The organism is Photorhabdus sp. CRCIA-P01 (assembly GCF_003545805.1).
Taxonomy (GTDB): domain Bacteria; phylum Pseudomonadota; class Gammaproteobacteria; order Enterobacterales; family Enterobacteriaceae; genus Photorhabdus; species Photorhabdus antumapuensis.
The window spans coordinates 258,211-284,701 of record NZ_NMQR01000001.1 but is presented as its reverse complement, the minus strand read 5'-3'; the positions used below and the strand labels follow the sequence as shown (position 1 = coordinate 284,701).

Below are 26,491 nucleotides of genomic sequence, written 5' to 3'. Positions count from 1 at the left end.
GCCACGGAGTTGCTGCGTTTACTCATCGTACTTTCCCTTTTGTTTACTTTAAGTGTGACAAAGTCAGTGAGACTGACCAATAAGTGACCCGGTTCTGCGGTCAGGCTGCGGTGAGAAAATGGTCATCTTTCCACAGGAAATATTGATGATTTAATAGTTACATCATTAAACCATTCTAATGTGTAATTAATTGACTGTCAGAATGAATGGTATGAAATGTGATCAGCGATCGGTTTTTTAATCCTGATAATGGGGAATCTATTATATTAAATGCCGGAAAATCACGATAAGGATGGAGATGTTGTTTCCTTACGCCAGCCATGACTCTTTCAGTTTTTGCGTGAGGGTCTCTGGCAATCGAGCAAGGACGAGCTGCCACGATGAAAAGGCCAGTAGAAAATTTCATCATTAAAGGTAAGAGATCGTAATGAAAGATTGTTTAAAGTAGGTAAAAAACGCAATGCTATATTGATATTGGAAAAGAAAATGTCAGGAAAAACGAGTTTTAAGCTGATAAAGGAAGTGACGAAATAATAGTATTAACCCAATAACAAGAATATGAGATTCTATTAAAACCTTTTACAGGATTAACTATACCTTTCATCTTTCAAGCTGCTGCTTTGTTGGCTACTTTCACTCACCCCAGTCACATCGTTATCTATGCTCCTGGGGATTCGTTCACTTGCCGCCGCGCTGTAACTCGAAATCTATTAGGTATATATTAAGCAAATTGGCATCCATTAATGCCAGGTTTTTAACAGGGATAGAATGGTTAAAAACAGCTTATTCCTTTTCATCTTTAATCCTCTTATCGGCGATCCTCCTAAAGGATCTAAATGCAAAGCACGATAATCGGAATAACTTATTATGTGAATCTACCATATAAAATGGTAAATTAATTTAATTCATATTTTTTGAATAAAATAGATTTAAAAATATATAATTTCATAAGGTTTTGTAGCCCGGATAATATGGAGTTAAGCCATTGTAAATTTGGCAAAAACCCACCTAATAATCCGGGCATGGATTTTTATTATTTTTTTAGACAAAAATCTTCCGGTCGATCCGATAGAAAAGAATCGTATCTCCCTGATTAAGTCTTTATTTTCAAAAAAGAAGTTCTCACTGATTTACCAAAACCAGACTCTATTCTTGGGCCGACGCAATATTACAGCAAATTCTTTGCTAATCGTTCATTTAAGTTATCTGGCGGTAAAGTGAAAGCCTCTTTATTGCGTACTACTAAAAGAATGTGTAGTACCTAATTTTATTTTTTCCTGGTGTTGGGCAGATTTTGTTATCGGGAATAGCACTCGCTTTATTGGAGGTAAAGTTTGTGCAACCCGAAGTACTGTTCGAAACAGTATTCGCTTGATCATTGAGCGGTCGGCTGCATTTAGCGCGGTACGTAACGAAATCTCAACGGCTTCATTAGCATATGTCCGCATTTGTTGTTCATAATCTGAAATCGCCTTGATTAACTCTTCTTGACCAGATGCTACGCGAGCCAGCGTCTGCGTGAGTAAAAGTGCGTCTCGAAGCGCTATGTTTGCTCCCATTCCTACCATTGGCGTCATGTTGTGAATAGCGTCGCCAAGTAGAGTGACAGCGCTGGAGCGCCAGGGTAAGAGATGCTCCATGCTGCGTAACGGAATCACAGAGATGTTTTCCATATCACTCTGCTTAATCAGGGTATGCAGGTTTGGGTCCCATGAAGCAATACGGGAGCGGATCAGATCACACAGAGATTTAGCAGGAAAGTCAGTAATCGTATTCGGATAGCTATTCGTTGCTGCTGCATAGGCCCACATGACAAAATCACCAATTTCTGTCGATGTGGCTTTTACTTGAGTATTGATCGGAGCACGCCATAGAGAGACAAACAATCCACCAGGGCTTTTAGGCACAATATTGTTGGGCGATCCATCCAGCAAATATGGAGGTAATGAGGCAGCAAGAGCCGGAGTAAGGCGTACACGTCCAACGGTGAGAGTGACACCAATATCAAGCCTTTTTATCGCGGGGAGGTACTGCTTGCGTACTTTTGAATTGCTTCCATCCGCACCAATAAGAACATCAACATCTTCGTGACTTCCATCGGTGAAAAAAAGCCTGACTTTACCGTTTTGCATGTGTTCATAACGCTCGAACGTTTTGTTCCATTGAACGGTATCTGAGAGCCCCTCGTTTAGTACTTCTATCAGTTCAGATCGGCTGATTGACATCCGATCTTCGGTAATGATTTGTCCATCCTCCTGATGAATATCTCTCTGAGCTGCGAGAAGAAGACGCAGATGCTCATCATAGAATCTTGTCTGTCCACCAACAGGCTTTGAAATCTTTTGAAAGGTTAGCCAGTTGGTTTCCGGGAGGCATTCCTGCATTGCTTGTTGGCCGAATGTATCGACGTAAATTCCATAACCGGGAAGTATGGATGACGTAGCAGAGCCTCGTTCATAGACTTTCACCTTTATTCCGTTTTTGCGCAAGCCATGTGCCAGGCATGCTCCACCAATCCCTGAACCAATTATTCCAACGTTCATTTCTTTTTTCTCCATAAGTAGTACGATGTGATTCTGAAAGAATCATGGTGACTGTAGCTGGCCAGGACCATTTGATCACAGCCATCGGGTTGTGTTACTGCTATAGTCTTAATAATAGTATACCGTACCGTTCGGTACCAATAAAAATTTAGGTTTTTTTACATGACAAATCCACCTAAAGCCCAAACAGATCACAAAAGAACCCGTTCGTACTCTAGAATTTCAGGAGAACGAGTTAACGAGCTGTTAAAAATTGCTGCTCAAGTATTTGCAGAACGGGGTTTTGATGGTGCCAGTATCAATGAGATGGCGAAACGTGCTAATGCTTCGAAGGGAACCTATTATAGCCGATTCCCTTCTAAAGAAGAGCTGTTAGTCGCTGTTGTTAAGCAGAGGATAGAAGAAGTTGAAGGCGGTCTGGACAAGACCATGAATCCCGAACCAGATATTGGGAAAGCGTTAACCATTTTTGCGGAGGAAGTTTTCACGGTAATTCTTTCAGAAGCAATGATTGCGAATTACCGGGTGGTAACTCTGGAGGCCCAACGTTTTCCGCAACTAGGTAAAATCTATTATGAAAAGGGGGTCAAAAAGATAGTAGATTTTCTTGTCGAATATCTGGTACGAAAGGTGAAGGAGGGAAAATTGGACATAGTAGACCCGAAAATCTCCGCAGAGGTGTTTATCGATGGCATCATTGGAATGCCAAGGCTTAAGGCTACTTTGGGCATTGGTTTACCGACCCCGGAGGAGAAATCTCAGCGCATTGCCATCGCTGTTCAGTCATTTCTCGCTGCATATGGTACTGCCTCATGTGGTAGCACTTCTTCATCATGATAGTCGCGCTGTAGTAAACCAGAAATTATCGTAGGAATAGCGTTGAATTAAGGGCCTGCCTGTTATCAGGTAGGTCTCTTTGCTGAGTTAAGAAGGCGGGTTGAATGCCTTGAATATAGACATGGACGAGACGCTTTGGCGTCTTTTTGGCTTGGTTGGCTGGCGATGGCTTATTATATTTCCTTTGTAGGTAAATAGTTTACAATGTAAATAACTTGTTGTTTTTCTTTGATTAGAATCTGAATTTGTCATAATTAAAATTAATTCATGAGAATATTCTGAAGGTGGGTATGTTGATATGGTAAAAAGAGCGATAAAGCCACTGTGTATTTCGGTTATTTGTAGCGCATCGATAATAGCTGGATATGCTTTCGCTAATCATCAGAATAGGCTTATTGAAGGTGATATTCAAAATCTGCCAAAAATGCAGATTGAAAAGATATCTGAGATAACAACGCCTGAACAAGTACACATTCAAACTACTACAATTTCAGAAACAGAACGTCGTAAAACGCTGCGAAGCTGGATACCAGCCCAACTTAAGCCCGTTTTCTTTGACCGGTTGGTTAGTTTGTACTCCTCTAACCAGATGCAACCTTTGTGGCAAGATAAAATCGCGGTTCAACGCTTTGAACAACAACTTTCAGAACTTGCATTGGCTGGGTTTCAGCCGCAATTTGGTCAATGGCTGATTGAACTCAATGATGCTCAATTGAGTCAGATGGGACGTGATCTCATCTTATCGGATGCTATGCTAGGTTATTTACAATTTGTCTCAGATGTCGGCCATCAGGGCCAAAGCTGGCTCTATCGCACTATTCCATCCAAAATACCATACAAAATTGTATTACCTTCACCAGTCGTTATAGATCAGTGGCAGCAAGCTATTATCGATCACAATGTGGCCGCTTATGTCGCGGCACTGGCACCACAACATCCTCAATATGAAAATATGCGCAAGGAGATGATGAAACAACTGGCTGATAGTAAACCGTGGCCACAGCTTGCTGACAAAAGTGCGCTAAAACCGGGACAGAGTAGCTCTGATGTCGCTGTGTTGAGGGAAATACTTATTCGTCTTGGTATGTTGAGTGAACTGACCACTCAATCAGATCATATCTACGATCCTGAACTGGTGACTGCGGTAAAAAATTTCCAGCATTGGCAAGGGTTGGCACCGGATGGCGTAATCGGTAAACGCACAAGAGATTGGCTAAATACTTCGCCTCAAACCAGAGCAGGATTGATGGCGCTTAATATCCAGCGTTTACGTATTATCCCAGGAGATGTGTCCACGGGAATTATGGTCAATATTCCCGATTATTCATTGCATTATTATCTTAATGATCAGGAAGTGTTGCGCTCGAAAGTGATCGTTGGTCGTCCAAGCCGTAAGACACCCATTATGAGTAGTGTGCTGAATAATGTGGTGATTAATCCTCCCTGGAGTGTGCCAACTAGCCTGGCAAGAAAAGATATCGCACCACGGGCGGTTGATGATCCCGGATATTTTCAACAGCGAGGATACGTTATCTTTTCAAATTGGCGTGCTGATGCCAGTGTAATCGACCCTTACACTATTGATTGGAGCGTGATCACGCCTGCTAACTTTCCTTATCGAATATGGCAAGCTCCGGGGCCGACTAACTCATTAGGTCGTTATAAATTTAATATGCCAAATTCTGATGCTATCTATTTGCATGATACGCCGAACCATAGTCTGTTTAACAAAGATATCAGAGCGATCAGCTCTGGTTGTGTACGGGTTAACAAGGCTTCAGAATTAGCAAGTATGTTATTGGAAGATGTAGGTTGGCATCAGAGTAGAGTGAATAATACCCTGAAACAGGGCAATACCGTTTATGTTAACATCCCACGGCGTATTCCAGTTTATTTGCATTATTTAACTGCTTGGGTAGATGAGCAGGGGGTACCTCAGTACCGTACCGATATTTATGACTACGACAATAGTGTGAGACAAGGCTCCCAGTTTTTGTCAAAGTTGCTACCTTTACAAAACTAAACGCAACTAATTTTTGTTATTAATTGTCATAGTGACCAGTGACCAATTGCTTGTTGGCCTATTTTTTCCATAATTTGGGTAGATGTTTCTTCATGGATATAATCGATCATAATCGCCGCAAGTGGCTTGGTGCAGGAGCCGCTGCTTTAGGCTTGAGTTTGTTGCCGGGGCATACTTTTGCGACTCTAGCCACTCCACGCCCACGAATTTTACGTTTTGACAACTTACATACGGGTGAAACGATCAAAGCTGAGTTTTTTGACGGTTATCGTTACAACAAAGAAGAGCTGGCTCGCTTGGATCATCTGTTTCGGGATTACCGTCAAAATAGAATTAAAACGATCGATCCTAAATTATTTGATCAGATTTATTTGCTGCAAATGATGATGGGTATTAATAAGCCTGTACAACTAATTTCTGGTTACCGTTCACTAGTAACCAACAATCAGTTGCGCAAGCAAAGTAAAGGCGTGGCTAAACAGAGTTACCATACTCGCGGGCGGGCGATGGATTTTCATATTGAAGGTATTGAGCTTAGTCGTATCTGTAAGGCTGCTCTGAAAATGAAAGCGGGAGGGGTAGGATACTATCCACGCAGTAATTTCGTTCATATTGATACAGGTCCCGTCAGGACGTGGTAATCTGGTGAGTAACTATTTTGTTTTGACTATGGAGTAAATGAAATAATGAAATACCAAATTATTCCTGTTACTGCTTTTATGCAGAATTGTACCCTTATTTGGAACGAAGAGAGTAAGGAAGCGGCAGTTGTTGATCCGGGCGGTGAAGCAGAAAAACTGATCGCCGAGATAGAACGTCGTGGTCTGAAATTGACCCAGATTTTATTGACTCATGGTCATTTTGACCATGTTGGTGCAACGGCGGAAGTCGCTAAGCATTTTAATGTGCCGATCTACGGACCGCAGCAGGAAGATGCTTTCTGGATCGAAGGCTTGCAAGCTCAAAGTCGGATGTTCGGCATTGAAGAATGCCCATCATTTGAACCTGATCGCTGGTTAAATGAAGGTGATGAGCTGCGGGTGGGGGGCGTTGATTTATCTGTATTGCACTGTCCGGGGCATACACCGGGGCATGTTGTGTTTGTGAATCATGCAGATAAGCTGATTTATATGGGAGATGTTCTATTTAAAGGGGGAGTTGGGCGTAGTGACTTTCCACGCGGTAATCACCGGCAGTTAATTAACTCAATTAAAGATAAACTTCTGCCACTTGGTGATGATTATGAATTTATTCCAGGGCACGGGCCAATGTCGACGCTAGGTTATGAGCGGCAGACTAATCCATTTTTACAGGATGAAGTACCAAGTTGGTGATGTGACGTAACGTTATAGTCAATAAGTGTCAATCTGAGGGCTGGCTGATAGTTGTTTGATAGCAACTATAACTGATTGGAGACTTCAATGAGATTTTGATCCGGATCACGGAAATAAACGGACATAATGGCTCCGTTTGCTCCGGTACGTTTAACCGGCCCTTCAAGGATTTCAACTTTATATTGTTGCAGATATTGAATAATCTCATCCATGGACGATAGGCTGATAAAACATAAATCAGCAGAACCGGGCAGTGGTGTTTGAGCTATAAGAGTCATATCGCAATTGTGTCGGACGTCGAAGCTTCTGAATGATAAAAGCCGCTGAAATTCAGCGACTTTTTCATAAGGTAAATGTTAACTCAGTGCCTACCTCAATAGGCGTAATTGTTGCAGGCAGTTTGAGCACTGCTCAGATTCAAAATGGCAAATAAAAATAGCCCTATTGGGGCAGTTAGAGTACTGCAACAATAGCTTCACACAGTGGAGCCATATTTTCCAACGTCAAGCCAGCGACGTTAATACGACCGGAACTGACAGCGTATATACCAAATTCCTCACGCAGACGTTCTACTTGTTCTTTTGTCAGGCCACTAAATGAGAACATACCATTTTGGCTAATGATAAAGCTGAAATCCTGTTTTGCCCCTTTTTCCTGCAAAGTATTGACAAACAGTTGACGCATACGCTGAATACGTTCGCGCATGGTGGTCAGTTCCTGTTCCCAAGCCGCTTTCAGATCTTCATCTGACAAAATGGTGGTGACAACAGATGCACCATGAGCGGGTGGGTTGGAATAGTTAGCACGGATAATCGCTTTAGCCTGGCTAAATGCTTTTTCTGCTGTATCACCGTCACTAGCAACAATAGTACAGGCGCCGACACGTTCATTGTACAGGCCAAAGTTTTTGGAGTAAGAGCTGGCAACAATCAGTTCATCATGATTTTTCGCAAAAATACGTAGACCTTCTGCGTCTTCGTTTAGGCCCTTGGCAAATCCTTGATAAGCGAAATCAAAAATAGGCAACCAGCCTTTCTCCGCGGACATTTCTGCCAGTTTGGCCCATTGTGCCGGGGTTGGATCGATGCCCGTCGGATTGTGGCAGCAGCCGTGGAACAAAACAACATCACCTGCTTGAGTTTCAGCCAGGCTTGCCAGCATGCCTTCGAAATTCAGCATGTGTTTTTCAGTGTCATAGTATTTATATTCACAGACTTCCAGGCCAGCGGCGGAAAAAACGTTTTTATGGTTTGGCCAGGTTGGGTTGCTAATCCAAACTCGTTTAGCGTTAGTCTGTTTGGCGATGAAATCCGCAGCAATACGTAAGGCACCTGTACCGCCAGGGCTTTGTGCTGTGCGGGCGCGTTTATCTGTGACGACTGGGTGATCTTTGCCAAACAGTAATTCCTGAGTTACGCGGCCAAATTCAGCTAAACCGCTAATCGGCAGATAATTCTTTGTTGTTTCGTTTTCCAGTAAATATTGTTCAGCTTTTTTAACACTGGTCAGGATAGGGGTTTTTCCTGTTTCATCTTTATAGACACCGATACCAAGGTTGATTTTATTTGTACGAGGATCAGAACGGAAACTATCGGCTAAGCCAAGAATAGGGTCGGCAGGCGCTGCGGTAATTTTCTCAAACATGTTTGTAATTCCAAAGCTCAGAGTTAAGCCCAAAAGGGTAGTCAGGTTAACGTTGCTAAAACAGTTTGCCAACTATTTGTCGTAAAAAGAAGATAATCTTGTGAGGCAGTTTGCGGAGTGAGAAAAAGTTGGAATAGTAGAGAGAAAACATAAGGCTAAAAAAGCAGCACATAAGCGCTGCTTTCTTTTCATGATGCTTAACTTGTTCAGCTAAATCTATTTATTAACAGAGTAATTAGAACTGATAAACCATACCTACGCCAACAACGTTATTAGTGTTGATACCACTACCTTTGGTGAGTTCATTGCTATCCAGCAGGTTGATTTTGTAATCAACATAGGTAGTCAAGTTTTTGTTGAAGTGGTAGAAAGTACCGACTGAGATATATTTAACTAGATCATTACTACTAGATACTTTCTTGCCTGCCGCATTGAGATGACCAGCATCGTCGTTCAGGCTCTTACCTTTAGATTGAACATAAGCTATGGATGGACGTAAACCGAAATCGAACTGATATTGAGCAGTCAATTCAATGTTCTGGGTTTTGTTGGCGATATTTTCTCTATTGTCGTCACCAACTTTTCCACCGAAGCGGGTCATGTTGCGGGTTTCACCGTACATGGCAGCCAGGTAAATGTTGTTAGCATCGTACTTGGCACCAATGTTCCATGCTTCAGCGCGATCACCTAATGCGGCAGACCCATACTCAGCGGACTTAGAAGTCCCTTTTTGTGCGGAAGTACGGGCAGAGTTAGAGTATGCACCACCGACGTTGATACCGTAACCTACGTCATAGGTTGCAGCGAAACCGTAGCCATCACCGTTGTCTTTACGGTCGATACGGCCATTAGCAGTGTTTTCACTATTTTCACCCTGATATTGCAGAGCAAAATTCAGACCATCGACCAGACCGAAGAAATCGTTATTACGGTAAGTTAACAGACCAGTAGAACGGCCAGTCATGAAGTTGTCAGTCTGAGCCATTGAGTCGCCACCAAATACTGGCAACACATCGGTCCAAGCGTTGACGTCATAAACCACACCGTAGTTACGGCCATAGTTCAGTGAACCGTAGTCGGACAGTTTCAAACCAGCGAAAGCCAGACGAGTTTTGGTTTCTTCGTCAGTACCTTCTGCACGGTTACCTTTGATATTGTATTCCCAACGGCCAAAACCGGTCAGTTGGTCATTAACTTGAGTTTCACCTTTGAAACCCAGACGAGCGAAGGAGTTATCGCCATCTTCGCTACTTTTGTTGTTAGCGAATTGGTGACGGACTTCAACTTTACCATACAGATCCAGTTTGTTGCCGTCTTTGTTATAAACTTCAGCCGCATTTGCTGCGCCAGCAGCTAACAGAGCTGGGATTACTACTGCAAGAACATTGCGTTTCATCATTATTATTACCCTCATTGGTGTTATTCGGACACCTGCCACTGCCAAAAATAATTCTTTAAAAATCTACGGAACTATTTGTGAGAGTTTAGTGTCGTCTGTTTCGCTGTCAAGTGTTTCATTGGTTGTTATTTTTATCCACTCACAAAATGCTATAAAAAAGAAAATTTAGTAAAAATGTGAAACAAAGTGTTTCAAAATGTAAATGTGAGATTATTTTTTAATCTCTGGTTGGTCCAGTTGATCAAAAAAATGAAAAATGACTCGCAGTCAGTGGCGGAAGAAAATTACCTGTTGATCTTAATAAAAAGAGTAAAATTGGTGTTTATTTCGTCAATTCTATTTCTTATATGTAACTTACTGATATGCTTGTCGATGTGTTATATACCATTTTTTAACAGATACCTGATAATGATTATTCTTGAAAAAGTGGTGCTCACTTTAAGTGAGCACCATAACATGTTGATTGGATTTTCTATTAATCTACCTAATTTATTTCAGACTGTTAGAATTGATATACCAAACCTACGCCCACAGCGTTATTCGTGTTGACGTCGAGATATTTGGTGAAGGGGGTGTCATGTACTAAGTTGATTTTGTAATCAACATAGGCAGACAAACTTTTGTTAAAATTATAATAAGAACCAATAGAGATATATTTTACCCAGTTCTGATGAGTGAAAAAAGTTGTTCCCCTGGATTGAACATATGCCAGAGATGGGCGCAGGCCAGAATCCAACTGATATTGGGCAGTTAATTCGATATTACGAGTTTTGGCGGAGACAACATCTTGGTAGCCAAAAGAGGTCATATTGTGAGTTTCGCCATACATGGCCGCCAGATATAGGTTGTTTGCATCATATTTGGCGCCAACGTTCCATGCCTCAGCCCTTTCACCACGAGCGACAGATGTCACGAGCCTTTCATGTGTAATAGGGCGGTCAGAATTGGAGTAGGCTCCTCCTAAGCTGATACCATTACCGATATCATAAGTCACAGAGAGGCCGAAACCGTCGCCGTTACTACCACCGTTGGGCTTGATGCGATCACCGGGTTTATGAAGTGAATTACGGCCGTTTTTGCTGTCTTCGTCGTTCTTACCTTGGTATTGTAGGGCAAAGTTCAGACCATCAACCAAGCCAAAGAAATCTGTATTGCGATAAGTCAAGACACCGGTAGCACGATTAGTCATGTAGGTGTCAGCTTGCGACATGGAGTCAGCACCGAATACTGGCAGTACATCAGTCCAGGCATTGACGTCATAGAGAACACCGTAATTACGACCGTAGTCCAGAGAACCATATTTAGCCCATTTTAGACCAGCGAAGCCCAGACGGGTTTGATTACCTTCGGAATTGTTTGCCTCAGCTTTGTTAGCTTGAATATTGTATTCCCAACGACCATAACCGGTCAGTTGGTCATTGATTTGGGTTTCACCTCTGAAACCCAGACGAACATAGCTTGCATCACCATCCTCACTATAGGTAGGGTCTGTATCTGATTTTTCGGTAATTTTAGCGAATTGATGACGTGCATCAACTTTGCCATAGAGATCCAGTTTATTACCGTTTTTGTTATAAATTTCAGCGGCATTTGCTACACCAGCAGTTAATAGTGCTGGAATGACCACGGAAAGGATACTACCCTTCATTATTGTTACCTTCATTTAATTACTATCGTTAATGACCAGTATTGGCGTTATTCGGACATCTGTTACTGACAGAAATAATTCCTTTAAGAAACTCGTTGAAATTATTTATGAAAATATTGTGTTGTCCGATTCGGGGCACAGTTTTTCATTAGTCGTGGCTTTTATCCATCATTAAATTGATACAAAGTGACGGTTTTTGTAATAAAGTGAAAATAATATATTGCAAAATGTAAATGTAATAGAATTTTTGATCGTGTATTGAATTGGAAGAATAAAAAAAGCCAGCTTTTGCTGGCTTTATACATAATCGTTTTTTAATGTTTATTTTACGCATTCATTAGAAGTTTGCGCTTCTTGGTGTGCGGGGGAATGGGATGACATCACGTACATTTGGCACGCCAGTCACGTAAGCAACCAGACGTTCAAAGCCCAGTCCGAACCCGGAGTGAGGTACGGTGCCGTAACGACGTAGATCACGGTACCACCAGTAATCTTCTTTATTAAGCCCCATCTCTTCCATACGCTTATCCAGCATATCCAGACGCTCTTCACGCTGTGAGCCACCGATAATTTCGCCAATGCCTGGGGCAAGCACATCCATTGCCGCGACAGTTTTACCGTCGTCGTTCATTCGCATATAGAAGGCTTTAATATCTTTTGGATAGTTTTTCACCACAACCGGGGCTTGGAAATGTTTCTCTGCCAGATAACGTTCATGTTCCGAAGAAAGGTCAACTCCCCAGAAGACTGGATTTTCAAATTTCTGGCCGCAGTTTTGCAGAATTTCAATGGCATCGGTGTAATCAAGCTGAGCAAAGTCAGAATTGATAAATTTTTCCAGGCGGGTGATAACATCTTTATCTACGCGTTCAGCGAAGAATTGTAGATCGTCAGCGCGCTCTGCCAATGCAGCTTTGAAAACATATTTCAACATCTTTTCAGCTAGTGAGGCGGCATCGTTGAGGTTGGCGAAAGCAATTTCCGGTTCAAGCATCCAGAATTCTGCCAGATGGCGGCTGGTATTAGAGTTTTCAGCACGAAAAGTCGGGCCGAATGTGTAAACTTTGCTTAATGCACAAGCGTATGCTTCACCGTTCAATTGGCCGGATACAGTCAGAAAAGCTTCACGGCCGAAAAAATCTTGGTTGAAATCCACTTCACCTTTGTCAGTTAAAGGCAGGTTTTGCAGATCCAGCGTGGAGACGCGGAACATCTCGCCAGCGCCTTCTGTATCAGCAGCCGTGATCAATGGGGTAGAAACCCAGAAGTAACCATTTTCGTGGAAGAAACGGTGTAGCGCTTGAGCAAGAGTATGGCGCATACGGGCAACAGCACCGATCAGGTTAGTGCGTGGACGCAAGTGAGCCACTTCACGCAGGTATTCAATGCTATGGCGTTTAGCTGCCATTGGGTAGGTGTCGGGATCTTCAACCATACCGATCACCACGACTTTCGTCGCTTGCAATTCAAAGCTCTGCCCTTGACCTTGGGAAGCAACAACCGTCCCGGTCACTTCGACAGAACAGCCGGTAGTTAAATGCAGAACTTCATCCTGATAATTGGGTAAATTATTATTAACGACGGCCTGTAATGGATTAAAGCAGGAACCGTCATGGACGGTGAGGAAAGAGATGCCAGCTTTAGAATCTCTCCTTGTACGTATCCAGCCGCGAACGGTGATTTCACTATCAACCGCAACCCGGCCTTGCAGTACGTCGACTACAGGCGCTACGCTCATAGATTTCTCTCTTCTTTATCAGTTCAAGTTTATGAAAATGAATATCCCCACAAGGGGCAACTTATTCTATGTTACTTGCCCTGTTTCAGGAAACAAGGGGAAATCATCAATTTAAACGGTGAAATAGTAGAGAAAGAGTGCTTTTCAGATGTGCCGCAGCCTTATCTGCCAACAGCACAGTGGTATTTCTGAATGAAATCTGGGTTAACAAGCTTGTTTAACTTGGGGTATATCAAAAGCGGCACGTAGCTTGTTAACAAACTCGTTATCCTCACAAATGGTTTTACCTGGGCTGTCTGAAAGCTTTGCGACTGGTTTGCCATTACACTCGACAAGTTTGATGACGATGTTCAGTGGCTTAACCCCTGGAATATTGCAGGTGAGCTGTGTACCGATACCGAAAATCAGGTTTATTCTGTTGTGGAAATGACGATAGAGCGCTAGCGCTTTTTGGAAGTCCAAGCTGTCAGAGAACACCAGGGTCTTCGTCATTGGATCGATACCCAGTTTTTGATAGTGGGCGATCGCTTTTTCACCCCATTGAACGGGATCACCCGAATCATGGCGTAAGCCTTGATAATTTTTGGCAAATTGGGCATCAAAGTCCCGCAGGAAAGCGTCCATTGTAATGCAGTCAGTCAAGGCAATACCTAATTGGTTAGGATATTCTTTCAGCCAACTCTGTAATGCTGCTCGTTGACTGCCAGCCAGATCCGGGCTGATTTGCTGATGAGCTTGAAACCATTCATGCGCTTGTGTGCCAACCGGAGGGAGCCCAAGCTGTTGTGCAAGTTGGTAATTGCTAGTGCCAATCAGATAAGGGAAATGCTGTTGCAGATCACTGACGACAGCGTGTTGAACACGGTGTGAGAAGCGACGGCGTGTACCGAAATCCATCAGTTTGAAACTGGAGAGATCGATTCCTTCATTTTCAGCATTTTGATAGAACAGTTTGATCAACTTGCGTAGCTGGTTGACTGCATTTTCCACTGCGTTATCTGGTAAGTGATGACGATGAATTAATTCACTGATTAACGCCAGTAATGGGACTTCCCACATAATCACTTCATGCCATAATCCTGAAATATGGATAGCTAATTGGCCACCATTTGTAACAGAAATATTGACTTGCCGTGGGTTAAAACGAAAGGTTTTTAACCAGCCCAGGTAATCAGCCTTGAAAAAAGGCAGACTGGAAAGGTAATTAAATTCAGCATCGGTTAATGCCAGATCAGCCATCATATTAACTTGATGACGTAATTCCGTGGCATATTCACCTAGCAGTTCGTCGCCGCGGCAGCGAAACTCTGCAACAACAGGAATGTGGCTGTAGCGGTGGTACACTGCTTGTTGCATATGAAGTTTATAAGCGTCAGTATCAAGCAGTGATTTAATAATTGGAGTAGCGTCTAGTGTCATAGCGCGTTATGCATCCTCACGGAGCGTATTCGTATTAGCTAAATCGATAAAGTTGGAAGAGTATACCGGGATTATTTTGTTATTGAAGTCACATAATGTCATATAGTTCACCAAAATATCGAAGCTAAAGAGAGTCTTTGGTTAAATGTTATCATGTTATTTGGTCATTAAGTGATAACAAGCACCAGAGAGTAAACATATTCCTTACATAACATCATACTCGTTCTTAATGAATGTTAAACGCCGGAAGGTGCGTTTCACTCTTGAAATTCAACCTCTTTCTATGGCAGCGTAAGACCTAGTATTAAATTAATTCCATCAGGCATGAAACAAAAAGGTTTCTTATGACACAACAGCGACAAGCTAAGTACCGCCGGGATTATCGCGCTCCCGACTATACGATTTCTGATATTGAACTCGATTTTAATCTTGATGCCGATAACACGGAAATCACCGCAATCAGCCAGATAAAACGTCTGAGTCACGAAATAACGCCATTAGTGTTGGATGGTGAAGACTTGACACTGAAAAGTCTTCATGTGAATGGTCAACCGTGGGCGCATTACCGTGAACAGGAGGGGGCGCTAGTCATTGAGCAGTTGCCGGCTCGGTTCACTTTGAAAATTGTCAATGAGATCCATCCATCGAAAAATACGGCGCTGGAAGGCTTGTATGTTTCTGGTGATGCACTTTGTACTCAGTGTGAAGCAGAAGGGTTTCGCCACATTACTTACTATCTTGATCGGCCTGATGTATTGGCTCGTTTTACAACGCGTATTACAGCCGATAAAGCCAAGTATCCGTACCTGCTTTCAAACGGTAACCGGGTTGAGCAGGGAGAAACCGATGATGGGCGTCATTGGGTGAAATGGCAAGATCCATTCCCAAAACCATGTTATCTGTTTGCTCTGGTCGCGGGTGATTTTGATGTGTTGCGCGATACTTTTACGACGCGTAGTGGCCGTGAAGTTGCATTGGAGTTGTTTGTTGATCGTGGCAATCTCGATCGGGCCGATTGGGCAATGACTTCCCTGAAAAATGCGATGAAGTGGGATGAAACCCGTTTCGGCCTTGAATATGACCTCGATATTTATATGATTGTTGCGGTGGATTTCTTTAATATGGGCGCTATGGAGAATAAAGGGCTGAATGTCTTTAACTCCAAATATGTGCTGGCAAAATCTGAAACCGCGACTGATAAAGATTACCTTAATATAGAAGCGGTGATCGGCCACGAATATTTCCATAACTGGACCGGGAATCGCATTACTTGTCGCGATTGGTTCCAACTGAGTTTAAAAGAGGGATTGACGGTATTCCGTGATCAGGAATTTAGCTCTGATCTTGGCTCTCGTTCTGTTAATCGTATTAATAATGTGCGTGTTATGCGTTCGGCACAGTTTGCGGAAGATGCCAGCCCAATGGCCCATCCAATTCGCCCGGATAAAGTGATTGAGATGAATAATTTCTATACCCTGACTGTGTATGAGAAGGGCGCGGAAGTTATCCGTATGATTCATACCCTGCTAGGCGAAGAGCAATTCCAGGCAGGGATGCAGCTTTATATCCATCGTCATGATGGTAGTGCTGCAACATGTGATGATTTTGTTCAGGCAATGGAAGATGCATCAAATGTGGATTTGTCACTTTTCCGCCGCTGGTATAGCCAGTCTGGTACACCAGTATTAACAGTCCGCGATGAATATGATGCAGAAAAGCAGCAATATAAGCTGCATGTCAGCCAGATGACACCACCTACCGCCGATCAAAAAGAGAAGCAGCCTCTGCATATTCCCCTGGATATTGAGCTTTATGACAGCAAAGGTCATGTGATCCCGTTACGTTATGATGGTCAACCGGTTCACCATGTATTGAATGTGACTAACGCAGAGCAGACGTTTGTATTTGATGATGTGCCATCACTGCCGGTTCCCTCTTTATTACGGGAATTCTCGGCACCAGTGAAACTGGATTACAAATTCAGTGATCAGCAATTGGCATTCTTGATGAAACACGCCCGCAATGCGTTTTCACGTTGGGATGCGGCTCAGTCGTTGATGGCAAACTATATCAAACTGAATATTATCCGTTACCAGCAGAAGCAGCCGATCGAACTGCCAATGCATGTAGTGGATGCTTTCCGCGCGGTGTTATTGGATAAAGATATTGATCCGGCTCTGGCGGCTCATATTCTGGCTTTACCATCAGAAAGTGAAATAGCAGAACTGTTTACGATTATTGATCCTAAAGCGATTCATGAAGTTTTGGATGCAATCACCCGTACTTTGGCTCAGGAAATGGCTGATGAATTTGCGGTGGTCTATAACGCTATCAATATCGGTGCATATCGCGTCGCTCATCAGGATATTGCTAAGCGCTCTCTGCGTAATATTTGTCTATATTATCTGGCTTTTGGTCATCAAGAGCAGGCTGATAAAGTGGTATCAAATCAATATCATCAATCTGACAATATGACCGATGCACTAGCGGCATTATCTGGCGCGGTGCTGGCAGAGTTACCTTGCTGTGATCAACTCATGGCGGAGTTTGATGAACAATGGCATCAGGATGGCTTGGTGATGGATAAATGGTTTAGCTTACAGGCAAGTAGCCCGGCAGCAGATATTCTGGCTAATGTACGCAATCTTCTGAATCATCGTTCATTTAGTATGAGTAACCCAAACCGGGTGCGTGCTCTGATTGGGACATTTGTTAACAATCCGGTTGCATTCCATGCTGAAGATGGCACGGGTTATCAATTTCTGATGGAAATTTTGACTGATCTTAACAGCCGTAACCCACAGGTTGCTTCCCGTTTGATTGAGCCGCTGATTCGCCTGAAACGTTATGATGAAAAACGTCAAAATATGATGTGTAGTGCGTTGGAGCAGTTAAAAGAATTGGAAAATCTGTCTGGTGATCTGTTTGAGAAAATCACTAAGGCGTTAGAAAGCTGATATACCTAATAGATTTCGAGTTGCAGCGCGGCGGCAAGTGAGCGAATCCCCAGGAACATAGGTAACTATGTGACTGGGGTGAGTGAAAGCAGCAACTTGAAAGATGAAGGGTATAGTTATTTATCGGGCTAATGGTTATTTAGCCCGATATTCTTTTTGCCCTATTTTCTTGGAAAATAAATTTCTGCTTGCTATCCGTTTACATTCGGATCAAATCTTATTAAGATGCCCGGCGCTTAATTTACAGCAGTCACTCCCTGTTATCTTGATCTCAGGAGATCGCATGTATTACTCTCTCATCAGGAAGGCGTTGTTCCAGCTTGATCCGGAACGGGCACACGAATTAACCTTCCGCCAGCTCAAACGTATTACCGGTAGTCCTTTCGAGTTTCTTATCCACCAGTCAGTTGCTACAAAGCCTGTTACTTGTATGGGCCTGTCATTTAAAAATCCCCTTGGTCTGGCTGCGGGCCTTGATAAGGATGGCGATTGTATTGATGCATTTGGTGCAATGGGATTTGGTTTTATTGAAATTGGCACCGTAACCCCACGTGCTCAGGCAGGAAATGATAAACCGAGATTATTTCGTATCGTCGAAGCAGAAGGGTTAATTAACCGTATGGGCTTCAATAATCTTGGTGTTGATAACCTGGTGGAGAATGTCAAAAAGGCAAAATATGGCGGAGTTATTGGGATCAATATTGGCAAAAATAAAGATACACCAGTAGAGCATGGAAAAGATGATTATTTAATCTGCATGGATAAAGTTTATCCTCACGCTGGTTATATCACGATTAATATCTCTTCGCCCAACACTCCGGGTTTAAGAACACTGCAATACGGCGAAGCGTTGGATGATCTATTATCTGCGATTAAAAATAAACAGGGTGAACTTCAGCAAAAATACCAAAAATATATCCCTGTTGCGGTAAAAATCGCACCAGATCTTTCTGAAGAAGAGTTGATTCAAATTGCAGATAGTTTAATTCGTCATAATATCGATGGTGCTATTGCCACTAATACAACGTTAGATAAGAGATTAGTTGAAGGGCTTAACTATTGCCAACAAGCTGGTGGGTTAAGTGGCCGACCGGTTCAGTTACGTAGTACAGAAGTTATTCGTCAGCTCTCTCAAGAATTAAGAGGTAAAATTCCTATTATCGGTGTTGGCGGAATAGATTCACTCACCGCGGCCAGAGAAAAAATAGCTGCTGGGGCTTCTTTAATACAGATTTTCTCTGGATTTATCTATCATGGTCCAAAATTAATCAAAGATATCGTCAATCATATCTAAATCTTGTTGTTAATTTATCATTGGGGGTTTATTTTTGCCCCCAACTCGTCTATATTCATTCTGATCACCTAAATTTTATCTGTATCTTCGCATATCTCTTAATTATGGCAGGACTTATTTCACTGAATAGCGGGCAAGTTATTTACAATCTGTTTGGCGATGTAAGTTTTTCTGGCATATACCCTATGGATTTCAAGATGCATCGCGACGGCAAGGGAACGAATCCCCGTGAGCATAGATAACTATGTGACCGGGGTGAGTGAGTGCAGCCAACAAAGAGGCAACTTGAAAGATGACGGGTATAAAAGGATAACTCATGAACATTAAACCCGATGACCAATGGCGTTGGTATTTTGATGCTGACCATGACCGTGTAATGCTCGATCTGTCTAATGGTATGGTTTTTCGTTCCTGTTTTCCTGCTAAGATGCTGATACCCCATGCAATGGGAGAAACTTCGTTTTCTGTAGAAGATGCGACGCTTTATTATTGTTTTGAAGAACAGACACGCCGAATTAATATTTCAGATGAATCCAGGGCTGAATTAGTTCTTAATGCGTTAGTGGCTTTCCGCTTTATTAAACCACAGATGCCAAGAAGCTGGTATTTTTCCCGGTTTGCCATGATAGAAAAGCCAGTACAAGGAGAACTGATTCAGGTACAGCTCCAGGATTGCGGGACAGGTGCTATATTCTTAGTCGTAGAGGCTGGGGATAGTGCGAGCCTTTGTCTGCTAGCTCAACCGCAATTGATGTTATCTGATCGGGTAATGAATTTTTGCGATCCAATTAAGATTATGAATGATCGATTGATGCCATTTGTAGAACCTATTTATATGCCAATTTATGGCACTGCGATTTGATTTGGGTTTAAGATCCCATGGTTCTGTGGTTTCCAAGCGTAAAGACACTTTTTGAAAATAGAGCGACAAGTCAGAAGATAATCACGGTTTTTAATTGAAAAAATTGTTCTTTATCATTTGAGGAAATATTATCGCATTCACATCTTCCCATCTGATTATGAGTAAGTCACTTTTTTCTTGTGTTCTAAAATCTCCAGTTGGCTATTATCACAGAAACTTGCCTATTATATGTAATAGCTATGGCTTGCTCATTTGAATCAGGCGTGAAAAATAGATAAGAAGCATTTTTATAATTTCCTCCCCCTCTGGATAACATGAGTTCCGAGATGGGGAGGAGAGATAATGAAGTTAATTAGCACGATTTTCGAAGATTAATTGTTCTGCATGATGGGATATTGCTGCTAATGCGTCGTGACTGGAGTAATCGTCTTGGACGATTTGTGCGCGTTGTTTAAACAAGTTTGTACGTAGCATATTTTCCACTGTTTGCTTAAGCTGAGATTCAGTAGGTTGTGCTGTATCCAGATTAATACCGCATCCAGCCCATACGACGCGAAATGCTGTTTCCTGTTTGCCTTCTCCTGTATCGGCAATAAGCACTGGTGTACCGTGGTTAAGGGCATAATTAATGGTTCCATAACCCCCGTTGGATATTAGCAATGAAGCTTTTGGTAGCCAGTGCTCAAATGAGATAAATTCTTCGATACGTGCGTTGTCGGGTATGTTTTCCGGCCGTATTTCTACTGATCTACCACCGGTAGTTGCTAATACACGCACGGGTAATGTAGCCAGTGCCCGCAATGTGGGGAAAACTAACTGGTTTAGATCGGTATTAGACATGGTACCTTGAGTGACTATAACCAATGGGCGTGGATCATCTTCTTCCCATAATTGAGGTGATTCTGTTATCGGTGCGGGGTTGGGGAGTGGGCCAATAAAATGGACTGTATCAGGCAATCCTTCTCGTGGGTATTCAAATGCCAGGGTTGAAAGTTGCAAAAAGCGATCAGAGCCCAAAATGACTTCATCGTTGAAAAATCTGGTTAACGTAGCGCATCCTGACTGAGCTAATGCATCATTGAAGCTATCCTGCACTTCGGTTATTAGTTGCCGGGTTTCCTCATCTACGAGTTGTTCATGTGTCAATTCTGATGGTAATAGTGCGGGTGGGATACGTGGCCCCCAGAAAATTGAATCTTTCGAAGAGTAAGCCAGAGGCGTTATGCCAATTATGATCACGGGAAGGCGATGAGCTTTTTCTTTTTGCAACAGTGGCAATATGCCATAAAAGCAATTCTCGGCTATAAGTAATTCTGCTTGCTGTTCATGGATGATTTGTTGTAGTTGGCGGTTGAGGAATGGGATTGGGCTACAGAAGAAATCTTTAAACGCGAGTGCCATTTGCAGATTTCCTGGCGGAAGGTGCGCTCGGTCAGGAAAACGTTGCTTTAAGTGGCGGTAATCAAAGTCTATTTGCTCATCAAAAGGGATAAATTGTGCGTTTAAAGCTTCTACTTGTTGGCGAAATAACGCGCCAGTGAAGACAGTTACCTGATGTCCTTGCGTTATCAGTGATTGAGTTACCTTTAACATCGGATAGACATGCCCGGGTGTTGCAACCGCTGCAATGACAATTCGTGCCATAACTTGCTCCTCTATATTGTTTTGATTTAATTACGCTAGCTAGCTCCTGACTCAGGGTGTGATCATTTTATGACTACTGTCATAAATTCATTGTAGTAATAATAATGTATTATGCAAATAATAACTGTTATTGATTTTTTTATGATGTAATGAAATATGCCGATTTCCTCTCCCTGTCGGTCTGTGTTAGCACCAAAATGGAGAGGAAAGACGGAGGTATCTAGGGTTTAGTTAATGCGGCTTTGTTCAAGAATCAATTGTTCTACGTGACGGGATATTGCTGCTAATGCATCATGTTTTGCGTAATCTTTTTGGACAATTTGTGCACGTTGTTTAAATAAATCTGTACTCAGCATGTTTTCTACTGTTTGCTTAAGTTGAGATTCAGTGGGATGTGCTGTATCCAGATTAATACCGCATCCAGCCCATACGACACGAAAAGCGGCTTCCTGCTTGCCTTCTCCTGCATCTGCAATGAGTAATGGTGTTCCGTGGCTGAGAGCATAATTAATGGTTCCATAACCCCCATTGGATATTAGCAATGAAGCTTTCGGCAGCCAGTGCTCAAATGAAATAAATTCTTCGGCGCGCGCGTTTTCAGGTAGATCTTTACTCAGTTTTTCTACCGATCTGCCACCGGTGGTGGCCAATATACGTACCGGTAATGTAGCCAGTGCATGCAATGTGGGGAGGATTAACTGATTTAAATCGGTATTGGAGATAGTACCCTGAGTAACTATAACCAATGGACGTGGATCATCTTCTTCCCATAATTGAGGTGATGTCGTTGTCGGTGCAGGGTTGGGAAGTGGCCCAATAAAATGGACTGTATCAGGCAATCCTTCTCGTGGATATTCAAATGCCAGAGTTGAGAGTTGCAAAAAGCGATCAGCACCAAAGATGACTTCATCGTTGAAAAGTCTGGTTAATGCAGAGCCTCCTGATTGGATTAATGAATCATTGAAGCTATCCTGCACTTCGGCTATGAGTTGTTGGTTGGCTTTATCGACGAGCTGTTCATGTGTCAATTCTGGTGGTAATACCGCAGGTGGGATACGTGGTCCCCAGAAAATTGAATCTTTCGAAGAGTAAGCCAGAGGTGTTATGCCAATGACTATGACTGGAAGGCGATGGGTTTTTTCTTCTTGCAGCAGGGGTAATATGCCATAAAAGCAGTTCTCGGCTATCAGCAGATCTGCTTGTTGTTCACGGATAATTTGCCGTAATTGGTGGTCAAGAAGTGGGATTGGAGCTGAGAAGAAATTCTTGAATGCCAGTGCCATTTGCACATTGCCCGGAGGAAGTTGAGCACGGTCGGGGAAATGCTGTTCTAAATGGCGGTAGTCAAAATCTATCCGTTCATCAAAAGGGACAAATTGTGCGCTTAAAGTTTCTACCTGTTGGCGAAATAACGCACCAGTGAATACGGTTACCTGATGTCCTTGTGCTATCAGTGATTGAGCAATCTTCAACATCGGATAGACATGTCCGGGTGTTGCGATTGCAGCAATGATGATACGTGCCATGACTTACTCCTTTTGTGTTTTGGTTGAGTTGCTTTAGCTCCTGATTAGAGTGTAATCATTTTATGATAGTAGTCATAAATTCATTATTGTAATAATTAATTCATTATTGCAATAATCAATATGATTGATTTCTTGGTGAAATTATGAAACATGGTTCATTAATCTCCTCCCTTTAGGTTATGTTAGTGCCAAAATAGGGAGGATGATAACGGAGTTAGGGTTTAGATAACGCTTCTTTGTTGAAGAATTAATTGTTCTACATGCTTAGATATTTCTGCTAATGCGTCATATTATTTATTATTAAGAATAAGGTTATTCTTTGGGATACAACAGCAAGCCAGGATTTGACCATTTTCTTTAATTGCCGTGGCTTTTAAAGGAAAAACATCTCCTTTAATTAAAGAAATTTTACAACATCCACATATGCCTGCCCGACATGAATAAGGGATTCTTATTCCTTGTTGTTCCAGTTGCTCTAAAATAATTTGTTGATTGTTACCTGTAAAAGTTTGTCCGTTATATTTGATAATGACGGATTGCTCATTTGTTTTTGGTATATCAATATCTTCAGCTTTTTCACTGCTGCCATATTGATGCGGATCTTTTTTAGCTAATACTGTGACACTATCCCCGATTCGAATAATACCACTTGAACGGGCAATGAGATTCTGACCAAAATCGACATCACCGTTTTCTGCTGTACGGAATGATTGTAATGTCGCTAATGGCTCTCCGTTTGGGTTTTTAATGCCTTTATCAATGCTGACGGTGGTCAGAATACAGCGGCTGCATGGTTTAGGTAAATCAAAAATAACATCCCCAATTTGAATTGATTGCCAGCTATCTTCCGCAAATGCTTCTGCGCCAGTAATGACGATATTTGGGCGAAATTGCTCTAGTTTAATACTAGCCGGGCAACGTTGTTGTAATAAATGAAATGAGGCTTCATTAATAAGCAGAAATGGATAACCATCCGCGAATGATAATGGAATCTCAGGGTGTTTTTTTACTCTGCGGGTTAATTCATGGCTTAACCAGCGTAATTGCACCGGAATGTCAAAGAAACTACTTAGCCATTGGTTAACGGTTTCTGGTGCAATGAGGGCTGTAAAATGGTTGCCCCATACTTCCGTGGGTTGCTGTTCAGGTAGGAAATCACGGTAAAGTATCGTGGTGTTTTCTCCATTGGGTGCGCACAAATAAATACCATTATTTAACATAGCAGGAGTAAATAACAGCATCTGCGGGTACTTACGGGCAGTGATAAAAGTTCCATCTGTCGTTGTGACCATAAAATTGCGATCAAATATGAGGCCACTTTCACTGACTAATGCATGGGAAAGTTGCAAACCACGCATGGATTTCACTGGGTGGGTATACAGGCGAGACAGCGTGATCATCCATTAATCTCCACAAAACATTTTTCTGACATGAGCAACTTTATGACATGTCACCCGGATTGGCTATAATGCGTGACAATTTTCTTTTTGGTGATATGTCATATGAACTCTTTGTTTGCCAGCACGGCGCGTGGATTAGAAGAATTGTTGAAGAACGAACTGGAAATGCTGGGTGCGCAATCATGCAAGATTGTGCAAGGTGGAGTTCATTTTCAAGGTGATGGTCTAGTGATGTATAAAAGTCTGATGTGGAGCAGGCTGGCATCACGTATTTTACTACCGCTAAACGAATTTAATGTTTATAGCGATTTAGATCTCTATCTTGGGGTTCAGTCAATTGATTGGAGCCAGGTTTTTTCTGTACATAGCACTTTCTCTGTGCATTTCAGTGGTACAAATGAAGAGATACGTAACACGCAATATGGTGCGTTAAAAGTTAAAGACGCCATTGTCGATAGTTTTATTCGTAAGTTGGATCAACGCCCGAATGTGGCAAAGCAGCAACCGGATGTTCGTATTAATGTTTTCCTAAATAAAGAGAAAGCCAGTATTGCATTGGATTTGAGTGGTGATGGTTTGCATATCCGAGGTTATCGCGATCTTGCGGGTCAGGCTCCGCTGAAAGAAAATCTGGCTGCGGCGATTATTTTACGTTCAGGCTGGCAGATTGGTACTCCGATGGTCGATCCTATGTGTGGTTCAGGCACATTATTGATTGAAGCCGCGATGATGGCGGCTGATCGTGCTCCGGGTTTACATCGTGATCATTGGGGCTTCACTGCCTGGTTAAAACATGATGAAGCAATTTGGCGTGAGGTGACCACGGAAGCGCAGATCCGTTTTCGTAAAGGTCTTCAGGAGACCACTTGCCGTTTTGTTGGTTCTGATATTGATCGCCGAGTGCTGGATATGGCTCGGTCAAATGCTCGTAGAGCAGGGGTTGCACGGTTGATAACTTTCCAGCAAGGTGATGCCAGTCGTCTGGAAAATCCGTTACCAGAAGGCCCGGCTGGAACAGTATTAAGTAATCCACCTTATGGTGAGCGTTTGGAAAGTGAGCCGGCATTGATTGCACTACATAGTTTGTTTGGGCGGATCATGAAAAGCCGTTTCCCTAGCTGGCGCCTGTCGCTATTCAGTGAGTCACCTGAATTGCTGAGTTGTCTGCAATTACGGGCTGAACGTGAGTTTAAAGCTAAAAATGGTCCACTGGATTGCGTACAGAAAAATTATCAGTTGTCAGATAAACCGCATTCATCAGAGGTGAATGTGGCGGAAGATTATGCCAACCGTCTGCGCAAAAATGAAAAGAAATTAACCCATTGGGCAAAACAGCAAGGAATTAATTGTTATCGTTTGTATGATGCTGATTTGCCAGAATACAATGTGGCTGTTGACCGTTATGCGGATAAAGTAGTGATTCAGGAATATGCTCCGCCGAAAAGTGTTGATGCTAATAAAGCGCGTCAGCGTTTATTCGATGTTATCAGTGCAACGATGCAAATTCTCGGACTCTCATCAAATCAATTAATACTTAAAACTCGTCAGCGTCAGAAAGGCAAAAGCCAGTATGAAAGAATGGCGGAAAAACAGGAATTCTTTCTGGTAAATGAGTATGACGCAAAATTCTGGGTCAATTTAACTGACTATTTGGACACTGGCTTGTTCCTTGATCATCGTATTGCCCGGAAAATGCTAGGTGAAATGAGTGAAGGAAAAGATTTTCTGAATCTGTTTGCTTATACCGGAGCAGCGACGGTACATGCTGGATTAGGAGGCGCGCGTTCAACAACGACGGTTGATATGTCTCGCACTTATCTTGAATGGGCTGAACGGAACTTACAGGCTAATGGATTAACAGGGCGTCAGCATCGGTTGATTCAGGCAGATTGTCTCGCTTGGTTGGCACGAGCCAATGAACAGTTTGATTTGATTTTTATTGATCCGCCGACTTTTTCCAATTCTAAACGAATGGAAGATACATTTGATGTACAACGCGACCATATCATGTTGATGAGACAGCTTAAGCGCTTGTTGCGTCGTGGGGGAACGCTGATGTTCTCTAATAATAAACGTGGTTTTAAAATGGATTTTGCTGAGCTGGAAAAAGTTGGCTTGGTGGCGGAAGAAATCACCCGTAAAACCCAGTCGCAGGATTTTGCCCGCAACCGTCAGATTCACAACTGCTGGCTATTACGTCATGCTGGTGAGGAAAAATAATTA

At 42.6% G+C, this 26,491-nt stretch carries 18 protein-coding genes; 8 read left to right on the top strand and 10 right to left on the bottom strand.

Going from position 1 to position 26,491, the window contains the following annotated elements:
- Nucleotides 1–1,229: 1,229 nt before the first annotated feature.
- Entirely contained in the window at nucleotides 1,230–2,543 is a 1,314-nt protein-coding gene (locus D3222_RS01405) for an FAD-dependent oxidoreductase (RefSeq protein WP_118984499.1), read from the bottom strand.
- 162 nt (nucleotides 2,544–2,705) lie between these two features.
- Between D3222_RS01405 and D3222_RS01400 the strand changes: the two genes are divergently transcribed.
- The 4 genes from D3222_RS01400 (at nucleotide 2,706) to D3222_RS01385 (ending at nucleotide 6,737) form a co-directional block, all read left to right on the top strand.
- A complete protein-coding gene (locus D3222_RS01400; protein WP_118984498.1) occupies nucleotides 2,706–3,380 on the top strand; it encodes a TetR/AcrR family transcriptional regulator in 675 nt (224 codons plus the stop codon).
- A 298-nt stretch (nucleotides 3,381–3,678) separates the two neighbouring features.
- Nucleotides 3,679–5,403, top strand: coding sequence for a L,D-transpeptidase (ldtD, locus tag D3222_RS01395; RefSeq protein WP_118984497.1), 1,725 nt, complete (start codon nucleotides 3,679–3,681; stop codon nucleotides 5,401–5,403).
- A gap of 92 nt (nucleotides 5,404–5,495) precedes the next feature.
- Nucleotides 5,496–6,044: a YcbK family protein gene (locus tag D3222_RS01390; protein ID WP_118984496.1), complete on the top strand. Its 549-nt coding sequence runs from the start codon at nucleotides 5,496–5,498 to the stop codon at nucleotides 6,042–6,044.
- A gap of 45 nt (nucleotides 6,045–6,089) precedes the next feature.
- A complete protein-coding gene (locus tag D3222_RS01385) occupies nucleotides 6,090–6,737 on the top strand; it encodes an MBL fold metallo-hydrolase (RefSeq protein WP_118984495.1) in 648 nt (215 codons plus the stop codon).
- 65 nt (nucleotides 6,738–6,802) lie between these two features.
- On the opposite strand, the gene D3222_RS01380 is transcribed toward D3222_RS01385, so the two are convergent.
- The 6 genes from D3222_RS01380 to pncB form a co-directional block, all read right to left on the bottom strand.
- Nucleotides 6,803–7,015: a VOC family protein gene (locus D3222_RS01380; RefSeq protein ID WP_118984494.1), complete on the bottom strand. Its 213-nt coding sequence runs from the start codon at nucleotides 7,013–7,015 to the stop codon at nucleotides 6,803–6,805.
- A 175-nt stretch (nucleotides 7,016–7,190) separates the two neighbouring features.
- Nucleotides 7,191–8,381, bottom strand: coding sequence for an amino acid aminotransferase (locus D3222_RS01375; RefSeq protein ID WP_118984493.1), 1,191 nt, complete (start codon nucleotides 8,379–8,381; stop codon nucleotides 7,191–7,193).
- Between the two features lie 235 nt (nucleotides 8,382–8,616).
- Nucleotides 8,617–9,780 carry a porin OmpC gene (gene ompC / locus D3222_RS01370; protein WP_304598664.1) on the bottom strand — a complete coding sequence of 388 codons (1,164 nt, stop codon included), beginning with the start codon at nucleotides 9,778–9,780 and terminating at the stop codon, nucleotides 8,617–8,619.
- Nucleotides 9,781–10,282: 502 nt separating this feature from the next.
- Complete coding sequence (locus D3222_RS01365; protein WP_118984492.1) at nucleotides 10,283–11,428, bottom strand: porin; 1,146 nt, start codon at nucleotides 11,426–11,428, stop codon at nucleotides 10,283–10,285.
- A 337-nt stretch (nucleotides 11,429–11,765) separates the two neighbouring features.
- Nucleotides 11,766–13,166, bottom strand: a complete 1,401-nt coding sequence (gene asnS, locus D3222_RS01360; protein WP_118984491.1) for an asparagine--tRNA ligase — start codon at nucleotides 13,164–13,166, stop codon at nucleotides 11,766–11,768.
- 204 nt (nucleotides 13,167–13,370) lie between these two features.
- Entirely contained in the window at nucleotides 13,371–14,585 is a 1,215-nt protein-coding gene (pncB, locus tag D3222_RS01355) for a nicotinate phosphoribosyltransferase (RefSeq protein ID WP_118984490.1), read from the bottom strand.
- Nucleotides 14,586–14,929: 344 nt separating this feature from the next.
- Between pncB and pepN the strand changes: the two genes are divergently transcribed.
- The 3 genes from pepN to D3222_RS01340 all read left to right on the top strand — a co-directional run bounded on the left by pepN (nucleotide 14,930) and on the right by D3222_RS01340 (nucleotide 19,698).
- Nucleotides 14,930–17,542, top strand: a complete 2,613-nt coding sequence (pepN, locus tag D3222_RS01350; RefSeq protein WP_118984489.1) for an aminopeptidase N — start codon at nucleotides 14,930–14,932, stop codon at nucleotides 17,540–17,542.
- Nucleotides 17,543–17,825: 283 nt separating this feature from the next.
- Entirely contained in the window at nucleotides 17,826–18,836 is a 1,011-nt protein-coding gene (gene pyrD, locus D3222_RS01345; RefSeq protein WP_118984521.1) for a quinone-dependent dihydroorotate dehydrogenase, read from the top strand.
- Nucleotides 18,837–19,152: 316 nt separating this feature from the next.
- On the top strand, nucleotides 19,153–19,698 hold the full coding sequence (locus D3222_RS01340; RefSeq protein WP_118984488.1) for a cell division protein ZapC: 546 nt from the start codon (nucleotides 19,153–19,155) through the stop codon (nucleotides 19,696–19,698).
- 348 nt (nucleotides 19,699–20,046) lie between these two features.
- On the opposite strand, the gene D3222_RS01335 is transcribed toward D3222_RS01340, so the two are convergent.
- The 3 genes from D3222_RS01335 to D3222_RS01325 form a co-directional block, all read right to left on the bottom strand.
- Nucleotides 20,047–21,342, bottom strand: a complete 1,296-nt coding sequence (locus tag D3222_RS01335) for a nucleotide disphospho-sugar-binding domain-containing protein (RefSeq protein ID WP_118984487.1) — start codon at nucleotides 21,340–21,342, stop codon at nucleotides 20,047–20,049.
- A 227-nt stretch (nucleotides 21,343–21,569) separates the two neighbouring features.
- Nucleotides 21,570–22,868, bottom strand: a complete 1,299-nt coding sequence (locus D3222_RS01330; protein WP_118984486.1) for a glycosyltransferase — start codon at nucleotides 22,866–22,868, stop codon at nucleotides 21,570–21,572.
- Nucleotides 22,869–23,158: 290 nt separating this feature from the next.
- The gene (locus D3222_RS01325; RefSeq protein WP_118984485.1) at nucleotides 23,159–24,268 is read right to left on the bottom strand and encodes a YcbX family protein; all 1,110 of its coding nucleotides are present in this window, start codon (nucleotides 24,266–24,268) and stop codon (nucleotides 23,159–23,161) included.
- Nucleotides 24,269–24,370: 102 nt separating this feature from the next.
- Here D3222_RS01325 and rlmKL point away from each other — a divergent pair, with 102 nt between their 5' ends.
- The gene (gene rlmKL / locus D3222_RS01320) at nucleotides 24,371–26,488 is read left to right on the top strand and encodes a bifunctional 23S rRNA (guanine(2069)-N(7))-methyltransferase RlmK/23S rRNA (guanine(2445)-N(2))-methyltransferase RlmL (protein WP_118984484.1); all 2,118 of its coding nucleotides are present in this window, start codon (nucleotides 24,371–24,373) and stop codon (nucleotides 26,486–26,488) included.
- Nucleotides 26,489–26,491 lie beyond the last annotated feature (3 nt).

Bases quoted from the DNA above. Each gene is read 5' to 3' on its own strand.
- D3222_RS01330 (WP_118984486.1), bottom strand. From the start codon at position 22,868: ATGGCACGTATCATCATTGCTGCAATCGCAACACCCGGACATGTCTAT.
- asnS (WP_118984491.1), bottom strand. From the start codon at position 13,166: ATGAGCGTAGCGCCTGTAGTCGACGTACTGCAAGGCCGGGTTGCGGTT.
- pncB (WP_118984490.1), bottom strand. From the start codon at position 14,585: ATGACACTAGACGCTACTCCAATTATTAAATCACTGCTTGATACTGAC.
- ompC (WP_304598664.1), bottom strand. From the start codon at position 9,780: ATGATGAAACGCAATGTTCTTGCAGTAGTAATCCCAGCTCTGTTAGCT.
- D3222_RS01365 (WP_118984492.1), bottom strand. From the start codon at position 11,428: ATGAAGGGTAGTATCCTTTCCGTGGTCATTCCAGCACTATTAACTGCT.
- D3222_RS01375 (WP_118984493.1), bottom strand. From the start codon at position 8,381: ATGTTTGAGAAAATTACCGCAGCGCCTGCCGACCCTATTCTTGGCTTA.
- ldtD (WP_118984497.1), top strand. From the start codon at position 3,679: ATGGTAAAAAGAGCGATAAAGCCACTGTGTATTTCGGTTATTTGTAGC.
- D3222_RS01400 (WP_118984498.1), top strand. From the start codon at position 2,706: ATGACAAATCCACCTAAAGCCCAAACAGATCACAAAAGAACCCGTTCG.
- D3222_RS01340 (WP_118984488.1), top strand. From the start codon at position 19,153: ATGAACATTAAACCCGATGACCAATGGCGTTGGTATTTTGATGCTGAC.
- D3222_RS01385 (WP_118984495.1), top strand. From the start codon at position 6,090: ATGAAATACCAAATTATTCCTGTTACTGCTTTTATGCAGAATTGTACC.
- D3222_RS01325 (WP_118984485.1), bottom strand. From the start codon at position 24,268: ATGATCACGCTGTCTCGCCTGTATACCCACCCAGTGAAATCCATGCGT.
- rlmKL (WP_118984484.1), top strand. From the start codon at position 24,371: ATGAACTCTTTGTTTGCCAGCACGGCGCGTGGATTAGAAGAATTGTTG.
- D3222_RS01380 (WP_118984494.1), bottom strand. From the start codon at position 7,015: ATGACTCTTATAGCTCAAACACCACTGCCCGGTTCTGCTGATTTATGT.
- D3222_RS01405 (WP_118984499.1), bottom strand. From the start codon at position 2,543: ATGAACGTTGGAATAATTGGTTCAGGGATTGGTGGAGCATGCCTGGCA.
- D3222_RS01390 (WP_118984496.1), top strand. From the start codon at position 5,496: ATGGATATAATCGATCATAATCGCCGCAAGTGGCTTGGTGCAGGAGCC.
- pyrD (WP_118984521.1), top strand. From the start codon at position 17,826: ATGTATTACTCTCTCATCAGGAAGGCGTTGTTCCAGCTTGATCCGGAA.
- pepN (WP_118984489.1), top strand. From the start codon at position 14,930: ATGACACAACAGCGACAAGCTAAGTACCGCCGGGATTATCGCGCTCCC.
- D3222_RS01335 (WP_118984487.1), bottom strand. From the start codon at position 21,342: ATGGCACGAATTGTCATTGCAGCGGTTGCAACACCCGGGCATGTCTAT.